This window comes from Bradyrhizobium sp. DN3 (assembly GCF_041357655.1).
Lineage (GTDB): Bacteria > Pseudomonadota > Alphaproteobacteria > Rhizobiales > Xanthobacteraceae > Bradyrhizobium.
This window is the reverse complement of the sequence record NZ_JAULLN010000037.1, coordinates 1-19,613: the sequence shown is the minus strand read 5'-3', so window position 1 is coordinate 19,613 and position 19,613 is coordinate 1. Positions and strand designations below refer to the sequence as shown.

Genomic DNA, 19,613 nt, shown 5'->3' with positions numbered 1-19,613 from the left:
ATATGCCCCGACTGCTGAGATGGATGCAACAGTACGTGACACTGGTAAAATTGATAGTTTGGATTGTAGGCATCCACGCGATGGAAGCCTGGCTTAGGAACTCGATTGCGCGAAAAAATCTTTGATGGATGCACTGCGTGTCGCCAGCGGCAAAGCTCGTTCGTGCACGGGGCACTTGTCTCCAGGCCTGTGCTAACGGTGCGCATTAGGCAGGTTGGTCGAGAGGCGGCGTTCGCTCTCGGCCCCTCGCACCTTTTGCCGCGTCGCAGAATCAGCTGACGATGATTTCTCAGCTAGGTCATTCGCCTTGCTGCCAAATGGCAGGCTTCCTGCGATCCGTTCCATTGCCAGCGTGGCGAGTGCGGCGTTTGAGCCGTCGGTAAACCAAACAGGCATCTCTCGGGGCCTCAAGCCGTTTCGTTGCGCGGCTGTCGCTGTCTGCTCGGGAACAAAGATGCCAGAAATCTGACAAAGCGTTAGGTCCACTCCACAGTGCCGTCGGCGTCTATGCGAATTTCTCTCACGTTGAGCATAGAGCGCGCCACAGTTCGCACGCGGCACAGGAATTGCTGATGACGAACGAGGAGCTGCCGCCGTCTGATGGATCGAAGCAGCCCTGTCACAGGAGTTGCCGATGAGGCGTGCGATGCTGCTCTTGCTCGCAGAAACGACGCGCGCGAATGTGGCGGCCGCCACGAAGTGCCGCGCAACGAAAGGGCGATCCGCGCCACATCCCTGGGTGAGCCGGACGTGCAGGCGATCACTGTGCCGATACGGCGACTTGCTCGCACTGTTGTGCTGACGCACATGGATGTCTTTTCGGCAGAGATTTCGCAATCCGTTGCGCTCACGATCGAGCTCGCCAGCGTGACGACCGTGATCCTCCTCGTGATTGGTGTGCCCCTCGCTTGGTGGCTAGCGCGCTCAAAGACTCTTTTGAGCGAGGCGGTGGCGACGATGATCGCCCTGCCGCTGGTGCTACCGCCGACGGCTCTCGGTTTTTGCTTACTCGTGTTGCTCGGCCCCCACGGACCGGGTGGCGTTCTCGCCGCTTTCTGGGGCGAGCGCACGCTCGCTTTTACCTTCGCAGGAATCGTGGTCGGATCGGTTCTCTCGGCGCTGCCGTTGGTGGTGCAGCCGATCCGTAACGCCTTTGTTGCGATAGGCGATCGCCCGTTGGAAACTACGCTGCCCGTTTCGCCGTTGTATGCCTTCATTGCCATCAGCGCGCCGCTGGCGCGACTGGAGTTTGTTAAAGCCGCCGTGGTTGGCTTTTCTCATACGATCGGCACATTCGGCGTGGTGATGATGATCGGCGGCAACATTCCTGGGCGCACCAAGGTGTTGTCAGCGTACGTCGTAGAGTACGTCCAAGCATCGCGCTGGCGCGAGGCGAGTGTGGTTGCCGGCGGTATGGTGATGTTCGCCTTTGCGGCAATCTTCACCTTAGCCCTCATCGACAGACACTGTGCCAGGAGAGGCACATGAGCGCAAGCGCACCGGGCCGGATAGAACCGTCTTAGGCCTACCGGCCAGACATATCCGATCACGACCGAGCAGCAGTATTGCAAGCCGATCATCCATCCTTGCGAGGCTACAATGAACAAGCTTGTTATGGCCGCGGCGGCTGCTGGAATCGGCTTCAATTCAGTGCACTCCGCGCCTCTGCCCGAAGCGAGGGCCGATGACGTCGGCGTTTCTCAGCAGCGCCTCGCCAAGCTAGACGAGTTCTTCGCTCGCGAGATCGCGAGTAAACGCGTGCCGGGCGCGGTAGTCGCAATCGCCAGAGACGGAAAGCTGATTCACTACAAGGCGTACGGGCAACTCGATCCTGCAAAAGGAAGATCGATGCGGCTCGATGCGATGTTCGCGCTTGCGTCTATGACCAAGCCGATGGTGGCCGTTGCGGGGCTTATCCTCATGGAGCAAGGTCGCCTGCCTCTACAGGCTAGGCTTACGGATTACTACCCGGAATTCGCAGACATGAAGGTGGGAGTGCCGCAGCATGACGGCTCATTAGAATTTCAAACGCAGAGTTCTCCGATCTACATCCACGACCTATATCGCCACACATCCGGGCTCACCTATGGCGCGCCCCTCGACAGCTCAGACCAAGTGGCGCGTCTCTATCCCGATTTCGCCGCTCCGCCACTAAGGGGCGATAAGCAGGCGTTCATCGAAGCCATTACCAAGCTTCCGCTAGCGCACCAACCGGGGACGGAATTCGAATACGGCTTCTCGACCGATGTGCTGGGAGCTGTCGTGGAACAGGTCAGCGAACAGCGATTGGGCGACTATCTTGCCACCAACCTGTGGAAGCCCATCGAAATGCAGGATGCCACTTTCCATTTGTCGGAATCGCAACGCGAGCGCCTCGCGCATCCATTTCCAGACGACCCGCTGACGGGAAAGCCACAAGATATCGAGCTCCTCGAAAGTCCGACGAAGTTTGACTGCGGGGGAGCCTGCGCATTTGCGACAGTCGGTGACTACGTGCGCTTTGGACAAATGCTGCTCAACGGTGGGGAGCTCGATGGGCAGCGCATTCTCGGTCCGAAGACGGTGCGCCACATGATCTCCAACCACCTCGCGCCAGAGATCAAAAATAAGGTCGCCAATGTGGAGGCGCACCGTGCCGGCTTCGGCTTCGGGCTCGGAGTGGCTGTACGCATAAACGAGGGTCTCTCGGCGGTTCCGGGCAATCCAGGTGAGTTCACCTGGACCGGCGCCTACGGGACACAATTTTTCTGCGACCCAAAGGAGCGTCTCGTCGTGGTGGTCGGAACGGCAGCGCCCGGAGAAATCCGAAAGTACTACCGCGAACAAGTCCAGTATATCGTCTATGCTGCAATAATCCGATAATTCGCTTTTCCTCGAAAGGCTCGATGAACCGGTTTGGGTAGTAGGCAGACAGGGTTGCTGGTACGGATCGATGTCGACTGAAAGTCGGCGCCGTCGCCTGCTATCCGGTCGGCCGGACCGCACCAGTGCTTCAAAAACGAGATCGCCTCCGCCATCGCGAAGAAGCTCTTGCAAGTGGGTTTGGTGACGCGATGCGCCAAGACGATCGCGCCGTGCTATCGATTGGCTCGCGCGATGAACGCTCCTAGATGATAGCTCTGAACGTCCAGGCTCTCGCCCACGATCCTGTAGCGATGCCGTGCGGCGAGTCGCTTTGAATAAGGCAGATCGGATCGATCAGACCTAAAAGGTGAAGGCAGCGTGCGCATCGCGCCTCAATCCATTGCGGCTTCTCTTCGTCGCTCGACAGCCGCTTTGGTGCGGGCTGTTTGAACCATCGTGCTGCTCTGTTGAAGTGCTTACATCGACGTCCAAAACCGGACACCATTAGCATGACAGATCAATGGCGCAGCTTGTGGCTCGCTGGCTGGGTTCGACAATCCGCAAATCCCGAAGCGGTGGCTTGGTATCTGTCAAGTGTTTCGCTTCGGTGGCCTGTTTCTTGCTGAACGTCAGCAATTCGTCTAGTCGACGATAACTCACATGGAAGGCCTCATGGCTGGTGCAACGGAAACGTTCTACAGCGTGATCAGACGTCAGGGTATCACGCGTCGTAGTTTCCACAAATTCTGCAGTTTGACGGCCGCGAGCTTGGGACTTAGTCCGCTCGCCGCAAGCAGTATTGCCAACGCTCTGGAGACCAAGCCGCGTGTGCCCGTCATCTGGCTGCACGGGCTCGAGTGTACCTGCTGCTCGGAAAGCTTTATCCGCTCGGCCCATCCCTTGATCAAGGACGCGCTGCTGTCGATGATTTCGCTCGACTATGACGATACGATCATGGCGGCGGCAGGACACCAGGCCGAAGCCATCCTGGAGGAAACTCGTGCCAAGTACAAAGGCAGGTATGTGCTCGCCGTCGAAGGCAATCCGCCGCTGAACGAAGGTGGCATGTTCTGCATTGACGGCGGCAAGCCGTTCGTTGAAAAGCTCAGGTCGATGGCGGAAGAGTCCATGGCGATCATCGCTTGGGGCACGTGTGCGTCCTGGGGATGCGTGCAAGCGGCCAAGCCCAATCCGACTGGCGCGGCGCCGATCGATAAGGTGATCACCAACAAGCCGATCATCAAGGTGCCCGGGTGCCCGCCTATCGCAGAGGTCATGAGTGGCCTCGTGACTTTCATCACCACGTTCGGAAAGCTTCCGGAGCTCGATCGCCAAGGGCGTCCAAGTATGTTTTATTCCGAGCGCATTCACGACAAGTGCTATCGGCGTTCCCACTTCGATGCTGGCCAATTCGTCGAAGAGTGGGACGATAAGTACGCACGCAAGGGCTATTGCCTGTACAAGATGGGCTGCAAGGGGCCAACCACCTACAATGCCTGTTCGGCCCTTCGGTGGAACGGCGGCGTTTCATTTCCGATTCAATCCGGGCACGGCTGCTTCGGCTGCTCCGAAGACGGCTTCTGGGATAAAGGGTCATTTTACGACCGACTCACAACCATCAAGCAGTTCGGCATCGAGGAGAACGCCGACCAGATCGGCGTGGCCGCAGCCGGCGCGGTTGGGCTAACCGTCGCTGCCCATGCGGCGGTCACCGCCGTGAAGCGGTTGACCCACAAGCCGGATCGCGCAGCCCACAAAAGCAAACCGAGTTGAGGAGGGGACGACGGTGGCCGTCCAGACACCGAATGGGTTCAATCTCGATCGTTCCGGCAGGCGAATCGTCATCGATCCGCTGACGCGGATCGAAGGCCACCTGCGCGTCGAAGCCAATCTCGATTCCGACAATGTGATCCGCAATGCGGTCTCAAGCGGGACGATGTGGCGTGGCATCGAAGTCATCCTGCGCGGGCGCGATCCGCGGGACGCCTGGGCGTTCACCGAGCGGATTTGCGGGGTCTGCACCGGCACCCATGCGCTCACGTCCGTGCGCGCGGTTGAAAATGCACTAGGAATTACGATTCCGGAGAATGCCAATTCGATCCGCAACATCATGCAGCTGTGCCTGCTCGTGCATGATCACCTCGTACATTTCTATCACCTGCACGCGCTGGATTGGGTCGACGTGGTTTCCGCGCTCAAGGCCGATCCCAAGTCGACCTCCGCGCTGGCGCAGTCTATCTCGCCCTGGCCGCTGTCGTCCCCTGGCTATTTTAAGGATTTGCAGATCCGGCTCACCAAATTCTTCGGATCAGGGCAACTCGGTCCGTTCAAGAATGGCTATTGGGGGCATCCGGCCTACAAGCTGCCACCGGAAGCGAACCTGATGGCTGTAGCACATTATCTGGAAGCGCTCGACTTCCAGAAGGAGATCGTCAAGATCCAAGCTATCTATGGTGGCAAGAACCCGCATCCGAACTGGCTGGTCGGCGGCGTGCCCTGCGCGATCAACATCGACGGAACTGGTGCGGTGGGTGCGATCAATATTGAGCGGCTGAACATGGTGTCCTCGATCATCGACCGTTCGATCGAGTTTGTCGAGCAGGTTTACCTGCCCGACATTGCCGCGGTCTGCTCGTTCTATAAGGACTGGCTCCATGGCGGCGGACTTTCGAGCAAAAGCGTGATGTCCTATGGTGACATCCCCGAACACGCCAATGACTGTTCCGCGAAAAATCTCAAGCTGCCGCGCGGGGTCATTCTTGATGGCAATCTCAAGGAGATACTGCCGATCGACCATGGTGATCCCGAGCAGATCCAGGAATTCGTCGCGCATTCATGGTATAAATACCCCAGCGATTGCTGTGGACTGCATCCCTGGGACGGTATCACCGAGCCGAGTTTTGAACTTGGGCCAAAACTCAAAGGCAGCAAGACAGATATCAAGGAACTCGACGAAGGCGGCAAGTATTCCTGGATCAAAGCGCCGCGCTGGCGCGGCCACGCCGTCGAGGTCGGGCCATTGGCGCGATACATCATCGGTTATGCGCAAGGCACAGCCGAGTTCAAGGAGCCCGCCGAGAGACTGCTCAAGGGGCTCAATCTTCCCCTGACTGCGCTGTTCTCGACGCTTGGCCGTACTGCGGCGCGGGCGCTCGAATGCCAGTGGGCGGCGCATCAGATGCGTCATTTCCAGGATAAGTTGGTAATCCACATCAAGGCAGGCAATACGGCAACTGCCAATGTCAGCAGGTGGAAGCCGGAAAGCTGGCGCAATGAGGCCAAGGGCTACGGGTTCACTGAGGCGCCGCGCGGTGCACTCGGGCACTGGATCAAGATCAAGGACGCCAAGATCGACAATTATCAATGTGTCGTGCCGACGACGTGGAACGGATCTCCTCGCGATCCCAAGGGCAATATTGGCGCTTTTGAAGCCTCCCTGATCGGTACCCCGATGGCCGATCCGCAGCGGCCCCTGGAGATCCTGCGCACCATCCATTCCTTTGATCCGTGCTTGGCTTGCTCGACCCACGTGATGAGTCCTGACGGCCAAGAAATGGCTTCAGTCAAAGTTCGTTAGAGACATGCTGGACAACGCTCCGCAGCTCCTTGCCGCCGTCGATGCGGCACCGACTGAACGCCCCATCGGCGGTGGCGTCGCCTGCGCGCCGGTGCGACTGTGGCATTGGGTCAATGCGGCGGCCATTCTGATGCTGAGTTTAACCGGCTATCTCATTGGAACCGGGACGCCGGCGATATGGGGAGAGACAAGCGGCAATTACCTGTTCGGCTATCTCCGCTTTGCTCATTTCTCGGCGGGATATGTGCTCAGCGTCGGCTTTCTTCTGCGCATCTACTGGGCCTTGATGGGAAACGCGCATGCCATGCAGATTTTTTGCGTGCCGCTCTGGCGCAGGTGCTTTTGGCGCGAGGTGTACCACGAGATTCGCTGCTATGCGTTCATTACAGTTGAGCCCGAGAGGCGCGTCGGGCACAACCGTCTTGCTCAGCTCGCAATGTTCTTCATGTTTACGCAGACGATCACGTTCATGGTCGTCACAGGCTTTGCACTTTATGGGCAAAGCGCCGGTACTGACGGCTGGCAGTACAAGCTGTTCGGCTGGGTATTTTCAATCTGGCCGAACAGTCAGGACGTCCATACCTGGCATCATCTCGGCCTGTGGGTGATCGTGATGTTCGCGCTGGTCCACGTCTACGCCGTGATCCGGGAAGACATCATGTCGGGCCGTAGCATCTCTTCTATCATGTCGGGTGGGCGCGGGTTTCGCGATTGACTGGGAAGCGGATGCTGAATGCGGGAAATAAGAAACGAATCTTGGTGCTCGGCATCGGCAATATTCTGTGGGCGGATGAGGGGTTCGGCGTGCGGGTGGTCGAGGAGTTTCATCGCCGCTACGCCATCGATGACAACGTCACCGTCCTCGATGGCGGCACACAGGGGCTCTACCTCGTCAGTTTTCTTGAGCAGGCCGATTGCCTGATCGTGTTCGATGCCATCGACTATGGATTGCTGCCCGGCCAGTTGAAGCTTGTGCGAGATGACGAAGTGCCAAAATTTACCGCCGCCAAGAAGGTGAGCCTGCATCAGACCGGCTTTCAGGAGGTTTTGAGTGCGGCCGACCTGCTTGGCCGCCGCCCGCGAGAGCTCGCTCTCATCGGCTGTCAGCCGCTGGACCTGGAGCATTGGGGCGGTCCGCTGACCGCCCCGGTGCGCTTTCAGATTGCGCCTGCGATTGAACTGGCTTGCAAACTCCTGGCGCAGTGGGACTCGCCGGCAAAACCGCGGACCGCGCCGCTGCCTGCATCAGAACGGCTGTTGGCGAACAATATCGACCATGCGAATTATGAGATGAGGGCGCAGCCGATCTAGCGGCCCGCGACTGACCATGTGCCTTGGCTTGCCAATGACGATTGTCGAGACCGACGGCATCACGGCGCTGTGCGAGTATGGCAATGAACAGCGGCGCGTCTCGGTCATGCTGGTCTCCGACGCGTCGGTCGGCGCCAAGGTGCTCGTTCATATCGACCGCGCGGTGCGGCTTTTGGACGAAAATGAAGCAAGGCTGATCTCGGCAGCACTTGACGGGCTTGAGGCCAGCCTCAACGGCCAGGACTGCGATCGCTGCTTTGCGGACTTGATCGGTCATGAGCCGCAATTGCCGGAGCACCTACGCTAGCAGTTCCGTTCGCCTGTTGCGCCGACTAGGCTTGCTCACAAATCGAATTCCAGTCGCACGTAACCTTTGCATGGAAAATGTCAGGCGCTTCGAGCCGTTGGTTCGAGCTGGAGTCGCGGCCAGATGATGATTGGCATGCGCCTTGCTAATAGCCTGCTAGCAGAACCGGACATTATCAGAAAGGCGTGTGATGAAGTTGCAGCCGGCGCAGCATGGTCTGGCGCGGCCCGCTCGGTCCGACGTGGAGGGCGTCAGCGTCGATGCGCGCCTGGCCGCGCACGCCCCCGTGAGGGCGGCCGTGATGCCGCTGTCGGCGGCCGATCCCCTATATTTGCTCCGGATCATCCAGCTCGCATTCTTCCTTCCTGAAATGGTCAAGGCGTTTCGAAAGCAAGTCGCAGTGCCTGCGGGCGGCGTTGGTGGCGAACTGGTCGGCCGGCTCGGCCTGCGTGGCCCGTCGACGCCGAGCCTGTGCCGTCGGCGCGATACACTCCGCCTGATCGGCAAAAGACCAGTCCGTTTGGTTACGATCGACCGCATCTCGGTACCGATCGTTCGGCCACACGCCGGCAGCACTTCTGTCGGCAAGTGCATTGCCTCTCGATACATCCAACGGAACATCGCATCATGAAAACAGCGATCCGCGTTGTATCCGACGGCGCCGAACGGGCGGCGAGCGACCTTGCCACGGGCTCTGGAAGTCTCGATGTATTCCATAGCGGGTTGACGAGTGCGAGCGCGCTCGCCAAGCGCGCTTGGCGCGATGGCGACGAGCTTGCAAGGAACTATCCGAATGCCACCGCGCTGTTATCGAATGCCGCTGCTGCCGTTGGCAGCCAGAGAAGCGGCGCTCGGACGCAACTGTACGGACTAGCGAATCTCAGCGATCCCGAGCGCAAGCTGATAGGCGAAGTGCTCGGAGAAGGTGAGGTCGCCGGCGTGGTTGCCCTGCCAGATGGCTCTTTGGCGCAGATCCGGGAGTCCGTGCTTGCGGGAATCTGGCGCGTGCGCATCGGGAGCGAGCCGGCGCACGAATATCTTGAGGTCGGGGCGATCCCGCAGATTGTGCGGCGCGCCGCAACTGACCTGACGTCCGCCGATATTGTGATCGGCGCCGCGCCGGACGGCGCGATGAACGTGCAACCGGTGCTGGCGGAAATACGCGAGCGGGCGCGCGTCTGGCGGTTTGGCATGTGCGCGCATGTCATCAATCTCACATTGCTGCCGATGAGCGTTATCGACCTGGCGTTTCTGCAGCAAAGCGTGGGCAATGGTCCGGTCCAACTCATCTTCCGCGGCTACGGCACCTGCCGAGTGCAGGCGACCGGGATCAGGAACGTCTGGTCGGTGCAGTTCTTCAATTCTACGGACAATATCATCCTTGATACGCTGGAGGTCGGCGGTGTGCCGATTGTTGCGTTGGCTGCCGACGAGGATTTCCAGGACTCTGCCGAACGCATGCAGGAAATTATTAAGGCGTACCTCACATGAAGAGCTGGGAGAACATTCGGCATCGGGTGGGATCCCGTAGACGGCGCGTGCGCAGCGACCGCCGGCATAGCTTGCGCAGGATGTTGGCGGAGCGGTGCGCATGAGCCTCGCTGCCCGCAACAAAATTGATGTCACCGTATCGCTAGCTGCCGACGTAGTCGCCGCGGTCGAGATCCTGCCGCGTGTCCGACCGCCGCTGGCGCGGCTGTTCGCCGGCAAACAGGCCTCGTCGCTGCTCAAGGTGCTGCCGCGGCTCTTTGCGTTGTGTGCCGCCGCGCAGCAAACCGCACTGCTGTCCGCGATTGAGACGGCGCGCGACGAAGCGATCACCCGCACAACAAGACAGCATCGTATTGCGCTTATCGTTACCGAACGCATCGCGGATTTGCTACGGGGCCTCTTTGTCGGACATCTTACGCAAGACATCGCCAGTGCGGCGGCAATCCGCTCCCTGATGCGCGGAATGTCAGCGCTTGTCGGCAGCGCACAGCCAGCCTGGGGCTCCGCTCAACGCGAAGAGACAGCACGGATTGTGGCTGCGCTGGCCGCGCTCGGCATGCCGAATGAGGGTGGCGCGCTGAGGTCCGGTAGCCCATTGGCGCTTCGCATTGCAGCGCTTGATGAGATCGAACTGAAGTCAATTCCGGCGGAGCACTCGTACCTGTCTGTTGCTGACGACCGCAAAATCATTGAACGGCTGCTCGTGGATGACACGACATTTTGCTATTGTCCCGATCTCGACGGACATGCGCCCGAGACGGGTCCATGGGCGCGCCAAATGACGCGTGATCGGCTCTCGCCGAGACCAGCCGGTGCGGCCGAGCGGCTGAGGGCCAGAATTGCTGAAATCCTCCGGCTATGCGCCTGGCTCAAGGCCGGTGCTCAGATTGACTCGGCAGAGCATGGGATTGTCGAAAGATATAAGCTAGGGCCCGGCCGTGCAGCGGCCGCGGTCGAATGCGCCAGGGGGCGTCTCTTCCACGCGGTTGAGCTTGATCCTCAGGGCCGGATATCCCGCTTCGAATTCCTCGCGCCGACGGAGTGGAATTTCCACCGGCGCGGACCGCTTGTCCGGAACCTGCAGGGCGCGGTGCTGACGGCGAGACGACGTCGGGATGCAGTCCATGCAGTGATTGCATCGCTTGATCCGTGCGTCGGGTTCACCCTCAATTTTCGCGAAGTTGGCGATGCATGAAATGGCGATTTGTTTTGGCATTATTCAAATCGTCGAGGAGGAGGTACGTCATCGGTCGTTTTCGCGGGTGCGGAGCGTCTGTCTGGAGCTGGGAGCGCTGAGTCATGCCGCGCCTGAGGCGATCAGGTTCTGCTTTGCTGTCGTTGCAACGCGGACCGTTGCCGAGGGCGCGGTCCTTAACATCGTCGAACTTCCAGGCGTTGCCTGGTGCATGAGCTGTTCGAAGAGCGTCGAAATTGCACGGCGCGGTGAGCGCTGTCCCTGCTGCGGCAGTTATCAGTTGCAGGTAACCGCGGGCGAACAGATGCGGGTGAAAGAGCTGGAGATCGATTGATGTGTACCGTTTGCGGCTGCAGCGTAGGGACGCCGTCGACCGAATGCGCAAAAGCGCATGATGCGGAGAGCCACGCGCGTTACTATGCCCATGTGCAGGACGATTGCGATCGCCATTATGCCCATCCTCATGGCGACGAAGCCCTGCAGCGTTCATACCATGCTCGCGATAGTCATAGTCACCATCATCGCTCTGCCCATCACCAGGCTCATGGCGGGCAGGCGCTTCTGAGCGGCGGCGCTGGGCCGGCTGCCTTGAAGGTCACGGGCATGAGCAGAGAGCGGGTCATTCAGATCGAGCGCGATATTCTTGGCAAGAATAATGGGATTGCGGCGGACAACCGCGCGCTCTTCGTAGCCGATGACCTGCTTGTATTTAATCTTTTGTCCAGTCCCGGTGCGGGTAAAACGACGCTGCTTGTCCGCGCCGTCTCCGAGCTCAAGAGTAGCCGTCCGGTCGGGGTGATCGAAGGCGACCAGCAGACCTCGAACGATGCCGAACGCATTCGGGCCGCCGGCGTGCCGGCCATTCAAGTTAACACCGGCAAGGGTTGCCATCTCGATGCTGCAATGATTGGCGAGGCTTATCGCCGCTTGCCGCTGCTCACGGGCGGTATTCTCTTCATCGAGAACGTCGGTAATCTGATCTGTCCCGCAGCCTTCGATCTTGGCGAGGCCTGCAAGATCGTAGTGTTGTCGATGACCGAAGGTGAAGACAAGCCGCTCAAATATCCTGATATGTTTGCCGCTTCGTCGCTCATGGTGATCAACAAGATTGATCTGGCCCCTCTGCTTGAGTTCGATTTGGGCAAGACCATCGAATACGCCAGACGCGTCAATCCAAAGATCGACGTGCTTGTAGTTTCGGCGCGTACCGGCGAGGGTTTTGGCGCGCTCTACGCTTGGATCGATAGACAGGCGGGGCATCAGAGGCGCGCCGTAGAGGACACAAGGCGATGAGCGCCGCAACCACCTGCGACCGAACACGGCTGCGCGTGCGCGTGAGTGGGGCCGTGCAAGGGGTCGGGTTTCGTCCTTACGTCTATGGACTCGCTATGCGGTACGGATTGGCGGGGTTTGTCATCAACGGCCCCGAGGGCGTTATCATCGAGGTCGAGGGCGACCGTGCGTCAGAGTTTGTCGCCACGTTGCCGCTCGAGGCGCCTCCATTGGCACGCATCGACCACATCTGCGTTCGGGAGACTGCGGCGCTCGCGGCGAAAGACTTTTCGATCGGTACGAGCGAAGGCGGCAAATTTTCAACGCAGATCGTCGCTGATGCCGCGACCTGCCAGCAATGCCTCAATGAGCTGTTCGATCCAGAAAATCGGCATTACCTTTACCCATTCATCAGTTGCTGCCATTGCGGCCCACGCTACACCATCGCCGAACGGCTTCCGTACGATCGCCACAACACCGTGATGAGGGCTTTTCGGCTGTGCGCCGCCTGCGCGGCCGAATATGCCGATCCGGCGAGCCGCAGGTTTCATGCTGAGGCCATCGCGTGTCCGACATGCGGTCCTCGGCTCAGCCATGGGATCAGCGCCATTGTCGCGGCAATCGCGGGGGGACAAATCGTGGCGATAAAGGGGCTGGGCGGATACCAGCTTCTTTGCGATGCGCGTAACCAGGACGCCGTGCAGCGTTTGCGCAGGGGAAAGCAGCGCCTTCAGAAGCCGTTCGCGGTTATGGTCGATTCCATAGAGCGCGTCAGCGACATCGCGGAGGCGAACGCGCCCGAGCTTACGCTGCTCGAATCCGTAGCACGTCCCATCGTCCTTCTGCCTTCGCGCAACAATCTGGCGCCCGCCATAGCTCCTGGCTTATCGCGTGTGGGTGTCATGCTGCCTGTAGCGTCGCTGCATCACCTCATCTTTCATGCGCTTCGCTCGGCAGGAGCATGTGCGGGGGCCGGTCCGGTCATCGTCGCCACCAGTGCCAATCTTTGCGGCGAACCGCTCCTGATCGACAACGCGCAGGCGCTGCGGCGGCTCAAGGGGATCGCCGACCTTATCGTGACCCATGATCGCGATATCCTGACGCGTGCTGATGACTCCGTGGTGTCGGTGGTGGCTGGCCGGCCGCAATTCATTCGTCGTGCCCGTGGCTATGTTCCCGAACCGATCCGGCTTGCGAAGTCTGTGCCGCCCGTGCTCGCCGTCGGCGGCGCACTAAAATCGACCGTCACCATCACGCGGGACAACCAAGCGTTCGTCTCTCAGCATATTGGCGATCTGGATACGGCCGAAGGCATCCGTGCGTTCGAGGAGACGATCCGACACCTCACATCGAGTCTTGACGTGGAGCCTGTCGTGGTCGCCCATGATCTGCATCCCGATATGGCTTCTACCCGGTTTGCGGAAGCAAATGGCCGCGCGCTGATCGCTGTCCAGCATCACCACGCACACGCTGCCGCAGTGATCGCCGAGCATGGCCATACGGGACCTGCGCTTGCCCTGGTGCTCGATGGCCATGGCTTTGGCTCCGAGGGCGGTAACTGGGGTGGCGAACTATTGTTGTGTGAAGGGACGAGCTGCCGACGCATCGGGCACTTAGCGCCGCTGCAAATGCCTGGTGGAGATCGTGCAGCCCGCGAGCCGTGGCGCATGGCGAGCGCAGTATTGCACGGGCTCGGCCGGACTAACGAAATCAGGCCGCGCTTTGCGGCGCAACGGCAGGCTGGATGTGTGTCGGCCTTGCTCGATCAGCCGGGCGGGGCCACCACGACCAGTGCGGGCCGGTTGTTCGACGCGGCAGCGGCGCTGCTGGGGATTGCGAGTTTGCAGAGCTATGAGGGCGAAGCGGCGATGAAGCTCGAGGCGCTGGTGCGGCGGACCGCGATTCTCGAAGCCGGCTGGACGATCGATGGCGGCGTGCTGTCGCTGCGTCCGCTGTTTGCGCGATTGATTGCAGATGACATTGACGCCGTGGGCGGAGCCGGGCTGTTTCATGGCACCTTCGCCGCCGCCTGCGTTGACTGGGTCACGCGCTCTGCGCGGACAACTGGCGTTAATACTGTCGTTCTGAGCGGCGGCTGCTTCCTGAACGCGGTGCTGGCGGATGAAATCCCACGCGGTTGCAGCGCTGCCGGCCTTACCCCGCTGGTGCCACAGCGGGTGCCGCCCAATGATGGCGGTTTGAGCCTTGGCCAGGCCTGGATTGCCGCTCTGCAGATTGCTCAACGGTCGTCCGCCAGGGGAGGAACAGCCTGATATGTGTCTTTCGGTTCCGGCAAAGATCGCGAAAATTCTTCCCAACGACATGGCCATGGTGTCCATCGATGGCATTAGCCTGGAGATATCGATTGCTCTCATCGACGAGCTCGAGGTCGGCGATTGCGTCCTTGTCCATGTCGGCTATGCGCTGGCCAAGATCGATCCGACGGAAGCCAAGCGCACGCTAGAGCTCCTGCAGGAGCTAGGCAGCGCAGGGGCACGCCGATCATGAAATATGCCGACGAATTCCGCGACAAGGCCATCGCGCAGGGAATTGCGCGTGCGATTGGCGCAGAGGTCAGTTCGCAAAGAGCCTATCGGTTCATGGAATTTTGCGGCGGACACACTCATGCGATCTCCCGCTACGGCCTGGAGGATCTGCTGCCCGCGAACGTCCGCATGATCCACGGGCCCGGTTGTCCCGTCTGCGTTCTGCCCGCCAGCCGAATCGACATGGCGATCCGCCTCGTCGAGCGACCAGAGGTCACTCTGTGCGTCTACGGCGACCTGATGCGCGCGCCTGGATCGCAAGGACAGTCCCTGTTGCGAGCCAAAGCGCTTGGCGCCGACATTCGGATGGTCTACTCGACGCTCGACGCTATCCGGCTCGCCGAACAGGCGCCGAGCCGCGAGGTGGTCTTCTTTGCCATCGGATTTGAGACCACGACGCCCCCGACGGCGGTGATGATCCGAATTGCCGAGAAGAAGCGGCTGAAGGGCCTCAGCGTGTTCTGCAACCACGTGCTTACACCGTCTGCAATGCACAGCATTCTCGAGAACCCGAAGATCCGCAACACCGGCGGGGCTCCAATTGACGGCTTCATCGGGCCTGCACATGTCAGCACCATTATCGGTACGCAGCCTTACGAGCCCCTGGCGGAACAATTCGAGAAGCCTATCGTGATCGCGGGATTTGAACCGCTCGATGTGATGCAGGCAATCCTGATGCTGGTGCGGCAGGTGAACGAAGATCGCTACGAGGTGGAGAACCAATACAGCCGTGCAGTGACACGCGAAGGCAATCGGCGCGCCAAGGAGGAGGTAGCGCAGATATTCGAACTGCGTGAGCAGTTTGAATGGCGTGGGCTCGGACTCGTACCCAACAGCGGACTGAAGCTGAAGCGGGCTTACACGCAATTCGACGCCGAGACGCGTTTTGCGATCCACGACCTGCGTGTCGCAGACAATCCGGCGTGCGAGTGCTGCGCGATCCTGCGTGGCGCCAAGCGGCCGGTCGATTGTAAGCTGTTTGGAACCGTCTGCACGCCGGAAACTCCCATAGGGTCCTGCATGGTGTCATCGGAAGGCGCTTGTGCGGCGTATTGGACCTATGGCCGAGTTCGCGATGAACAGTTGAGGCGGACGTCATGAGCGTAAAGGCCTATCAACGCAAGCTCGACGTCGAGAACGGACGGGTTGATCTTTCTCACGGATCCGGGGGCCGTGCCATGGCACAGCTGATCTCCGGCCTTTTTCACAAAGCCTTTGGTAATGAATGGCTCGCCCGCTGCAATGATCAGTCGGCGTTTGACGTTGCGGCAGGCAGGATGGTGATGACGACCGACGGCTATGTGGTCTCGCCGCTGTTCTTTCCCGGCGGCAATATCGGGTCACTGGCTGTGCACGGCACGATCAATGATGTCGCAATGTCCGGCGCGCGTCCCCTGTATCTGTCGGCCAGTTTTATCATCGAGGAGGGCTTCCGGTTTTCGGATCTGAAGGCGATCGCGGATTCGATGGGCGCGGCAGCGCGCGGGGCCGGCGTTTACATCATTGCCGGGGACACCAAGGTCGTCGAGCGCGGCAAGGCGGATGGCCTGTTCATCTCTACGACCGGGATCGGGATTGTGGCCGATGGGCTCGATCTCTCCGCCGACAAGGCAAGGGTCGGGGACCGTGTGCTGGTGTCCGGTAGCCTCGGCGATCATGGGGTGGCGATCATGTCAAAACGGCAGAACGTCGCTTTTCAAACCGAGGTCGTCTCGGATTCCGCAGCGTTGCATAACCTCGTAGCGGTCATGGTTGCCGCCGGCGGTGGCGGCATCCGGGTGATGCGCGACCCCACGCGCGGTGGGCTCGCCGCGACCCTCAACGAGATTGCGCATCAATCCGACCTCGGGTTCCGCCTGCAGGAAGCATCCATTCCGGTGAAGCCCGCGGTTGCGGCTACCTGCGAACTCCTTGGACTCGATCCGGTCCATGTCGCCAATGAGGGCAAGCTCGTTGCGATCGTCGCGCCTGATTTGGCCGATGCCGTGCTTGCGGCCATGAAGGCGCACCCGCTCGGGTCCGATGCAGCTGATATTGGCGAGGCGGTGGCTGACGATCGGAAATTTGTGCAGATGGCGACCGGTTTCGGCGGCCGACGAATCGTCGATTGGCTGTGGGGCGAACAATTGCCTCGGATCTGTTGAACACGCTGCGCAACGTCCAGTTTTTTGGAAACCAAATTTATGATCAATGGCCATCAGCCATCAACTCTGGAAACGATCCCTTCTATGGGCAATCCTGCCCAACCGGCAGACTGCGATCTTCGCTCTTTAACAAGTTTCGGCGAGGCTGGATTTCGGTTGTTAGCTTTTCCACGAGCCGAGCACGCAATTCGAAACGATTCACCGCCATCGCGCAGTTTCGACGGTTAAGCTCAGCGAGCATGGTCACGCGATCCGCTCGGCACCCGTGGGTTTGAAATCCTGCGAAGCTTGTCAAATATCGCTGAATTCCTGCGCCATTTTGACGGCTGGGTCGCAATATCGCTGCGCGCTTCCGATTAGAAAGGCGCTTCAGGCAGGGAGTTTTCAAATGAAGGTCGGAGTCCCCAAGGAAATCAAGGCGCACGAATATCGCGTGGGCCTTACCCCTGGAGCTGTCCGCGAATACGTGGCAGCGGGCCACCGCGTGATGATCGAAGCCAATGCCGGCGCTGGCATTGGTGCAACCGATGACGATTATCGCAATGCTGGCGCAACGATTCTAACTTCCGCAGTTGAGGTATTCGCATCGAGCGAGATGATCGTAAAGGTTAAGGAGCCTCAGCCGTCCGAATGGTGTCAGCTGCGGGAAAATCAGATCCTGTTCACTTATCTGCATCTGGCCCCCGACCCGGATCAGGCCAAGGGCCTCCTGAAATCTGGATGCACCGCGATCGCCTATGAGACCGTAACTGATGCGCATGGTGGTCTTCCACTGCTGGCGCCGATGAGCGAGGTCGCGGGTAGGCTTGCGATCGAAGCGGCGGGTAGCGCCCTGAAGCGGAGTGCAGGCGGACGAGGGCTGTTGATCGGCGGGGTACCCGGTGTTCAGCCGGCCCGAATCGTGGTGATCGGAGGTGGCGTCGTTGGCACGCACGCGGCACGCATGGCGGTCGGTCTGGGCGCAGAGGTGACCATCATCGACCGTTCGATACTCCGGCTCCGCGAGTTGGACGAGCTCTTCGAAGGACGCGTTCGCACCAGGTTTTCGACCATCGACTCCGTGGAGGAAGAGGTATTTGCGGCGGATGTGGTGATTGGTGCGGTGCTCGTTCCAGGTGCGAGCGCGCCGAAGCTGGTCCGCCGGAGCATGCTGAGCTCGATGCGCAAGGGGGCGGTGCTCGTGGACGTCGCTATCGATCAGGGCGGCTGCTTTGAGACATCGCACCCAACCACTCACGCTGAGCCAACTTACGAAGTGGATGGCGTCATTCATTATTGCGTGGCCAATATGCCCGGCGCCGTGCCGCTGACCTCGAGCCAGGCACTGAATAACGCGACGCTGCCGTTTGGTTTGGCTCTGGCCAACAAGGGTTTTTCCGCCGTGCTCGAAAATCCGCATTTGCGCGCAGGCCTCAACGTCCATCGGGGCCGGCTAACTTACAAAGCGGTGGCCGAAAGCCTCGGGCTACCCTTCTCACCGATCGAACAGGCTGCGGCCTGATCCCAGAGGCCCGTGATGGGCGTTTCCTCCCTGACTTAGGCCACCCTTCGGGGTGGCTTTTTTTCGGCTCCATCGATCTGGACCGCCACCGGCATTTATTTGCCACGCGGAGCGAAGCGGAGGATCACCAGACGAAGGCCTGGCTTCAGTCGCCCGCACGATGCGAGACAATGTACTTTCGCCTCTTAAAGCGCATATGAATGCCGGTTTTGCCAAGTCATCCAAGGCAATTGAGAATGCGTCCCGCGGGTCCCCAGGGCGCCCGCGATCACCTCAGCGACTTTATCTGGCGCGATCGCCGCGACCTTTTCTGACTGGTTGTGCGGACGCGGACCGGACCGGTGATCACTGCGCCGGTTGTTCATCGTGGTGATGTCGCCGAAGCCGCCGCTGTCCCGGTGAGTGGAACCAACAAGATGCGGCTCGGGGTCGACCTGACACACCGGCGGAGAACTTTGTGAAGTCGCGCGGCGCTTCGATCGTAGCCGCGGCACGGCGGCCTTGGGAAGGATCGCAGATCGTTCCCTGAGGTTGGCTAACGCGGTTCACCTGATCGGCTGACTGCCGTGAGATCGACCATGCGTAAACCACCGCATCGAGATCAAGTTGCTGTCATGCCCGTTGTAGGATTTGCGACACCGTGTCGAGGCGGCGAGTCGCGTTATCGAAAATAGCCCAGACGAATCAAGGTTAAACCGTCTGGCACAAGACTTGAAAGCAAGAAACTGTCCCGCACCTTTTGCTCATGGAATCGCAGTCATGGCCTACAAGATAATCGCATCCCAGTGCACCGTCTGCGGTGCGTGTGAGTACGAATGTCCCAATGCCGCGATCAGCCTGAAGAACGACATATATGTGATCAATCCGACCCAGTGTACCCAATGTGAGGGGCATTTTGACACGCCGCAATGCGCCGTCGTTTGCCCGGTGCCCGATACCTGCGTGCCAGCATAGGTGGAGTAACCGATGAGAGGAGCTCCGGCGCGAAACATGATGAAGATGCTATCGACAGCCGCCGCCTTTTGGATCCGTCTCCTGTTTCTCTCACTCGCTGGCCCCGAGTTGGCCGTGACTTGCGCGGTCCGCTCGGAGAGATTGCGGCGCAATCCTCGGCGGCGGGAGTTGTCCTTGCGCGAGCGGAGCGGGCGATGGTAGCTGTACAAGAGACGGTCGAGCGCGTCCGGCGGATCGACGTCGACCAATATCGATATGGGTTTGAGACGCTGATCGAGTCCGACAAGGCCCCGAAGGGGCTGTCGGAAGACACCGTTCGCTTCATATCCGCAAGGAAGAGTGAACCGGCCTGGATGCTGGAATGGCGCCTGGAGGCGCATCGCCGCTGGCTGACCATGACCGAGCCGACTTGGGCGCGCGTCGAATATCCCAAGATCGACTTCCAGGACATCTACTATTACGCGGCGCCGA

18 protein-coding genes and 1 pseudogene are annotated in these 19,613 nt (G+C 60.1%); all 19 read left to right on the top strand.

Annotated elements, in window-relative coordinates; genetic code table 11:
* The first annotated feature begins 807 nt into the window (after positions 1-807).
* On the top strand, positions 808-1,488 hold the full coding sequence (locus AAE027_RS35170) for a molybdate ABC transporter permease subunit (RefSeq protein ID WP_165405203.1): 681 nt from the start codon (positions 808-810) through the stop codon (positions 1,486-1,488).
* A gap of 111 nt (positions 1,489-1,599) precedes the next feature.
* Positions 1,600-2,862, top strand: coding sequence for a serine hydrolase domain-containing protein (locus AAE027_RS35165; protein WP_370990503.1), 1,263 nt, complete (start codon positions 1,600-1,602; stop codon positions 2,860-2,862).
* Between the two features lie 654 nt (positions 2,863-3,516).
* Positions 3,517-4,617: a hydrogenase small subunit gene (locus tag AAE027_RS35160; protein WP_091882077.1), complete on the top strand. Its 1,101-nt coding sequence runs from the start codon at positions 3,517-3,519 to the stop codon at positions 4,615-4,617.
* 13 nt (positions 4,618-4,630) lie between these two features.
* Positions 4,631-6,421 carry a nickel-dependent hydrogenase large subunit gene (locus AAE027_RS35155; RefSeq protein WP_370990502.1) on the top strand — a complete coding sequence of 597 codons (1,791 nt, stop codon included), beginning with the start codon at positions 4,631-4,633 and terminating at the stop codon, positions 6,419-6,421.
* 4 nt (positions 6,422-6,425) lie between these two features.
* A complete protein-coding gene (cybH, locus tag AAE027_RS35150; protein ID WP_370990501.1) occupies positions 6,426-7,136 on the top strand; it encodes a Ni/Fe-hydrogenase, b-type cytochrome subunit in 711 nt (236 codons plus the stop codon).
* 11 nt (positions 7,137-7,147) lie between these two features.
* Positions 7,148-7,732, top strand: a complete 585-nt coding sequence (locus tag AAE027_RS35145; RefSeq protein WP_370990500.1) for a HyaD/HybD family hydrogenase maturation endopeptidase — start codon at positions 7,148-7,150, stop codon at positions 7,730-7,732.
* Between the two features lie 16 nt (positions 7,733-7,748).
* On the top strand, positions 7,749-8,039 hold the full coding sequence (locus tag AAE027_RS35140; protein ID WP_370990499.1) for a HypC/HybG/HupF family hydrogenase formation chaperone: 291 nt from the start codon (positions 7,749-7,751) through the stop codon (positions 8,037-8,039).
* A gap of 190 nt (positions 8,040-8,229) precedes the next feature.
* Positions 8,230-8,670 (top strand): hypothetical protein, encoded by a 441-nt coding sequence (locus tag AAE027_RS35135; protein WP_370990498.1) that lies wholly within the window; start codon positions 8,230-8,232, stop codon positions 8,668-8,670.
* Positions 8,667-9,530, top strand: coding sequence for a hydrogenase expression/formation protein (locus tag AAE027_RS35130; protein ID WP_370990497.1), 864 nt, complete (start codon positions 8,667-8,669; stop codon positions 9,528-9,530). The genes AAE027_RS35135 and AAE027_RS35130 overlap by 4 nt, the downstream gene beginning before the upstream one ends.
* A 100-nt stretch (positions 9,531-9,630) precedes the next feature.
* Positions 9,631-10,725 (top strand): hypothetical protein, encoded by a 1,095-nt coding sequence (locus tag AAE027_RS35125; protein WP_370990496.1) that lies wholly within the window; start codon positions 9,631-9,633, stop codon positions 10,723-10,725.
* Positions 10,718-11,059, top strand: coding sequence for a hydrogenase maturation nickel metallochaperone HypA (hypA, locus tag AAE027_RS35120; protein ID WP_370990495.1), 342 nt, complete (start codon positions 10,718-10,720; stop codon positions 11,057-11,059). The genes AAE027_RS35125 and hypA overlap by 8 nt, the downstream gene beginning before the upstream one ends.
* The gene (gene hypB, locus AAE027_RS35115) at positions 11,059-12,018 is read left to right on the top strand and encodes a hydrogenase nickel incorporation protein HypB (protein WP_370990494.1); all 960 of its coding nucleotides are present in this window, start codon (positions 11,059-11,061) and stop codon (positions 12,016-12,018) included. Before hypA ends, hypB begins: the two co-directional genes overlap by 1 nt.
* The gene (hypF, locus tag AAE027_RS35110; protein ID WP_370990493.1) at positions 12,015-14,270 is read left to right on the top strand and encodes a carbamoyltransferase HypF; all 2,256 of its coding nucleotides are present in this window, start codon (positions 12,015-12,017) and stop codon (positions 14,268-14,270) included. Before hypB ends, hypF begins: the two co-directional genes overlap by 4 nt.
* A 55-nt stretch (positions 14,271-14,325) precedes the next feature.
* Positions 14,326-14,505, top strand: coding sequence for a HypC/HybG/HupF family hydrogenase formation chaperone (locus AAE027_RS35105; RefSeq protein ID WP_349524403.1), 180 nt, complete (start codon positions 14,326-14,328; stop codon positions 14,503-14,505).
* Positions 14,502-15,644 (top strand): hydrogenase formation protein HypD, encoded by a 1,143-nt coding sequence (hypD, locus tag AAE027_RS35100; protein WP_370990492.1) that lies wholly within the window; start codon positions 14,502-14,504, stop codon positions 15,642-15,644. The genes AAE027_RS35105 and hypD overlap by 4 nt, the downstream gene beginning before the upstream one ends.
* Complete coding sequence (hypE, locus tag AAE027_RS35095; protein ID WP_130212172.1) at positions 15,641-16,687, top strand: hydrogenase expression/formation protein HypE; 1,047 nt, start codon at positions 15,641-15,643, stop codon at positions 16,685-16,687. The genes hypD and hypE overlap by 4 nt, the downstream gene beginning before the upstream one ends.
* 388 nt (positions 16,688-17,075) lie before the next feature.
* Entirely contained in the window at positions 17,076-18,188 is a 1,113-nt protein-coding gene (gene ald / locus AAE027_RS35090) for an alanine dehydrogenase (protein WP_130212173.1), read from the top strand.
* Positions 18,189-18,947: 759 nt separating this feature from the next.
* Positions 18,948-19,142 (top strand): 4Fe-4S dicluster domain-containing protein, encoded by a 195-nt coding sequence (locus AAE027_RS35085; protein WP_091881649.1) that lies wholly within the window; start codon positions 18,948-18,950, stop codon positions 19,140-19,142.
* Positions 19,143-19,336: 194 nt separating this feature from the next.
* Positions 19,337-19,613, top strand: a pseudogene (locus AAE027_RS35080) (Fe-S cluster assembly protein SufB); the annotation flags it as partial.

Bases quoted from the DNA above. Each gene is read 5' to 3' on its own strand.
- AAE027_RS35170 (WP_165405203.1), top strand. From the start codon at position 808: ATGGATGTCTTTTCGGCAGAGATTTCGCAATCCGTTGCGCTCACGATC.
- AAE027_RS35165 (WP_370990503.1), top strand. From the start codon at position 1,600: ATGAACAAGCTTGTTATGGCCGCGGCGGCTGCTGGAATCGGCTTCAAT.
- AAE027_RS35160 (WP_091882077.1), top strand. From the start codon at position 3,517: ATGGCTGGTGCAACGGAAACGTTCTACAGCGTGATCAGACGTCAGGGT.
- cybH (WP_370990501.1), top strand. From the start codon at position 6,426: ATGCTGGACAACGCTCCGCAGCTCCTTGCCGCCGTCGATGCGGCACCG.
- AAE027_RS35145 (WP_370990500.1), top strand. From the start codon at position 7,148: ATGCTGAATGCGGGAAATAAGAAACGAATCTTGGTGCTCGGCATCGGC.
- AAE027_RS35140 (WP_370990499.1), top strand. From the start codon at position 7,749: ATGTGCCTTGGCTTGCCAATGACGATTGTCGAGACCGACGGCATCACG.
- AAE027_RS35135 (WP_370990498.1), top strand. From the start codon at position 8,230: ATGAAGTTGCAGCCGGCGCAGCATGGTCTGGCGCGGCCCGCTCGGTCC.
- AAE027_RS35130 (WP_370990497.1), top strand. From the start codon at position 8,667: ATGAAAACAGCGATCCGCGTTGTATCCGACGGCGCCGAACGGGCGGCG.
- AAE027_RS35125 (WP_370990496.1), top strand. From the start codon at position 9,631: ATGAGCCTCGCTGCCCGCAACAAAATTGATGTCACCGTATCGCTAGCT.
- hypA (WP_370990495.1), top strand. From the start codon at position 10,718: ATGCATGAAATGGCGATTTGTTTTGGCATTATTCAAATCGTCGAGGAG.
- hypB (WP_370990494.1), top strand. From the start codon at position 11,059: ATGTGTACCGTTTGCGGCTGCAGCGTAGGGACGCCGTCGACCGAATGC.
- hypF (WP_370990493.1), top strand. From the start codon at position 12,015: ATGAGCGCCGCAACCACCTGCGACCGAACACGGCTGCGCGTGCGCGTG.
- AAE027_RS35105 (WP_349524403.1), top strand. From the start codon at position 14,326: ATGGTGTCCATCGATGGCATTAGCCTGGAGATATCGATTGCTCTCATC.
- hypD (WP_370990492.1), top strand. From the start codon at position 14,502: ATGAAATATGCCGACGAATTCCGCGACAAGGCCATCGCGCAGGGAATT.
- hypE (WP_130212172.1), top strand. From the start codon at position 15,641: ATGAGCGTAAAGGCCTATCAACGCAAGCTCGACGTCGAGAACGGACGG.
- ald (WP_130212173.1), top strand. From the start codon at position 17,076: ATGAAGGTCGGAGTCCCCAAGGAAATCAAGGCGCACGAATATCGCGTG.
- AAE027_RS35085 (WP_091881649.1), top strand. From the start codon at position 18,948: ATGGCCTACAAGATAATCGCATCCCAGTGCACCGTCTGCGGTGCGTGT.